The following is a 3398-nucleotide window of genomic DNA, read 5'->3' as shown; positions in this document are numbered from 1 at the left end:
GCAGAGGAACGCTGATTACGCAGACCTTCGGCGCAGATTCACGCTGATCTTTTCTGATTATTTCTTGGTTGATCCGCGTTCATCAGCGTCATCTGCGGTACATCAGCCATCGAAAAAATTCGTTGGGCAACAGCCTGCGTGATATGAGACGGCAGACCGCGGACGACAGACGGCAGCCAGCGGTCGGCGGTCCTCGGTCGGTGGTCGGTAGAACTGCGTAACTCCAGTCAGTTATTCAGCCTCCATTTTTCCAGGAGAACTTCCGGCCGGTCGAAATAAGTCGACCATGGTTCATGTCCACTTACGACGGAACCAAGCGCTTCAACCAATACGCTGTTGGCCGGCGTTCTCAGATTTTCTGCCTTGCCAGCGGTGACCACCGCACCGTTCAGCCAGTGGACTTCCGAGCGATCCTTGCCTCGCTCAAGATCCAGATAGAGGGATGGCATTTTGTCGCCCCGGCCTCTGACGATGAACTGCGCTAACGCAGGTCGAAGCAGGGTGGCCGGCAGCCCGCGCAAAGCCCACTCAAAACGGTCCAGCGGGTATCCACCCAGGCTGACGATCGCGATTCCAAGACGATCCATAATTGTCATCGCCTCCCGCCAGGCAGCGATCTCCAGGTCAACCAGACCGGCATCGCTCCAAACTCTCTGGGGTGACCAGCCTGTCAGCGCACAGGAGGCGTTACAGAGCATGTTCATCAGCAGTTTGGTCCACTTAAGGCCGCGCCAATCAGGAAAGACCTGTACCTGGAAGCCTGCTGAGGCGAATAGCTCTGCGAGAGCTGGCAACGAGACCGGGTTACCAGACGGACGTTTGACCAGGCCAGCCAGGCCAATCCTTTTGGTAGAACGGGCCAGAACGACATGGCCTGGCGCCCTCTGAGTTACCGGTGTCGTTATGACACCGGCCAACACTCGATCCTGGCCCAGCACCCTGGCCAGGGTTTCCTCGTTGCCAACACCATTTTGCATGCTCAGAATGGGTGGCGGGACCCGGGCCGCAGCCATCAACTCCTGTGCTGCCTGGGCGGTGTCATAGCTTTTGACGGACAGAATCGCCAGCTGATAGGACGCATCGCCTGAAAAGGCATCGGCAATCGATGCAACGACATCAATCTGCTGAGCGACGACCTCGCCGCCGGTCCCTGATATCCGGAGGCCTCGTTCGCGCACAATGGGCGCCGTTTCCGGCCGGCCCACGAGAGTGACTGGAAAACCCGAATGCGCCATCTGCGCTGTCAGCAGGGTACCAATTGCTCCCGCCCCGATCACCAGTAACCGCCTCTCCATGGGCGAATTGTAACATAATGGCAATTTATCGTCAACGTATTTTCAACCTCGGGGTCAGATTGACGACCTGTCCAGCCAGTCGTATAATCGAACTTACCTTGTGCATCATCTGACTTGTTCAATAGTTGCGTTTTTCAGCCGCGGTGATCATCATGACGACCATACAGTATGCTGTGTCAATGCCCAGACCGGAGACCCACCTTTTCCATGTCGAGGTCCAGGTCAACGATCCGGAACAAGCCGAGTTTGATTTTGTAATGCCCTCCTGGACGCCCGGATCCTACCTGATCAGGGAGTTTTCCAGGCATGTCCAGGAGTTCGAGGCCTTTTGTCCGGAGTGCGGCGAATCCCTGGATTGGCAGAAGGTCAACAAGAACACCTGGCGCGTGACCAATCCGGGCAAACTCGGGGCTGTAATCCGTTACCTGGTCTATGCCAATGAACTGAGTGTGCGAACCAGTCACCTGGATACCAGCCATGGTTATTTCAACGGCGCTACTCTTTTCATGTATCTGGATGGCTATCGACACCAGCCTGTGGCCCTTTCAGTCACACCCCCTTTTGCCGATTGGATTGTTTCCACGGGACTGCCTGAAGCTGCCGCGACATCGGGTGGCGGCAATGGCGCCGGCAACGGATCGCGCCACATCAGCAGCCCGGCAATCGCCGGCGACCACTACTGTGCTGACGATTATGATCACTTGATCGATTGCCCGGTGGAGATCGGCAATCACCGCTTGCTGAGCTTCGAGGTTGATGGAAAGCCGCATCAAATCGCCATCTGGGGACACGGCAATGAGGACATGGAACAGCTTCAGGTCGACACCGAGGCGATTGTTCGGACCGCCCGGGATATCTTTGGTGAGTTGCCCTACGACAGGTATCTTTTTATCCTGCACCTGACGGAGCGACGACGAGGTGGTCTTGAACACCGCAACTCGTCGACCAACGCGGTTAGTCGTTGGAGTTTTGCAAAGCCTGAGGAATATGAACGCACCCTGGCTCTGCTGGCCCACGAATTCTTTCACGCCTGGAACGTCAAGCGCATCGAACCGGCCTCCTTCAGTAATTTCGAATACCGCTGGGAGACCTATACCAGGCTGCTCTGGGTGATGGAGGGTTTTACAACCTATTACGAGGTGGTTTTGCTGCGAAGAGCAGGGCTTGTCCCGCCCGAGCGCATGCTCAACGTTTACGGTGAGCGCAACCTGCGCCTGTTACAGACTCCCGGACGCCACTTTCAGAGCGCTGAGGCCGCTAGCTTTGACACCTGGATCAAGTTCTACCGCCCAGATGAGAATACCCAGAACACCTCTGTTTCCTACTATCTCAAGGGCAGTCTGATTGCGCTGATGCTGGATCTGCAGATTCGGGATCGTACCGGGAATCGGCGGTCCCTCGATGACGTCATGGTTGCCATGTATCGGGACTTCACCCTGCGTGGAGCGGGTATTCCGGACGAGCAATTCCAGGCGGTTTGCGAGAAGGTAGCGGGCGGGTCCCTGGAAACTTTCTTTGAGGACCATGTCCGCGGTGTGGCGGAGTTGCCTTTTGAGCAATGCCTGGAAAAAGCGGGCCTTGAGCTAAGCTATGGATGGAAGGGCGACGAATTTGGGGACCGCGCTGCAGGTCTGGGCATTCGCCTGCGAAAGGACCGCGAGCGCAGTATCGTGCAGACGGTATTTGCCGATGGGCCAGCCTATCACAGCGACATTTCGGCCGGAGACGAGTTGATAGCGCTCGATGGTTACCGGGTGGGCAAAGATACCATCGGCGACCGGCTTGCCGAGCGAAGCCCGGGCGAGCGGGTGACATTGACCCTGTTTCGCCGGGACGAACTTCGCCAGGTAGAGATAACACTTGGCCAGCGGCCGTACAACAAGGCTGACATCCATCCGATCGACGATGCGAGCCCCGAACAAAAGGCCCTGTATGAGGCCTGGTTGGATGCCCCCTGGCCTCTGGGCGAAGAAGACGAGCTTGTATTATCGAAGTAGTTGGGAAAGGGCGTCAAAACAGTTACCCAGGTTGCCAATGCATCCATAATAATCTCATGTTACGCACATGGCCAAGTTACGGGTCAAATGACATCCTGAGCCTCGC

General features: G+C 56.7%; 2 protein-coding genes. One reads left to right on the top strand and one right to left on the bottom strand.

Annotated features, from left to right (window positions below; all coding sequences use genetic code 11):
* Positions 1–227: 227 nt before the first annotated feature.
* Positions 228–1295: a ketopantoate reductase family protein gene (locus U9R25_11655; GenBank protein ID MEA3336559.1), complete on the bottom strand. Its 1068-nt coding sequence runs from the start codon at positions 1293–1295 to the stop codon at positions 228–230.
* 152 nt (positions 1296–1447) lie between these two features.
* Between U9R25_11655 and U9R25_11650 the strand changes: the two genes are divergently transcribed.
* Positions 1448–3292 carry a PDZ domain-containing protein gene (locus U9R25_11650; protein MEA3336558.1) on the top strand — a complete coding sequence of 615 codons (1845 nt, stop codon included), beginning with the start codon at positions 1448–1450 and terminating at the stop codon, positions 3290–3292.
* The last annotated feature ends 106 nt before the right edge of the window (positions 3293–3398 follow it).

The organism is Chloroflexota bacterium (assembly GCA_034717495.1).
Classification (GTDB): Bacteria; Chloroflexota; Anaerolineae; order JAAEKA01; family JAAEKA01; genus JAYELL01.
The sequence above is the reverse complement of the archived record's forward strand: the minus strand, read 5'-3'. Positions and strand labels throughout refer to the sequence as shown.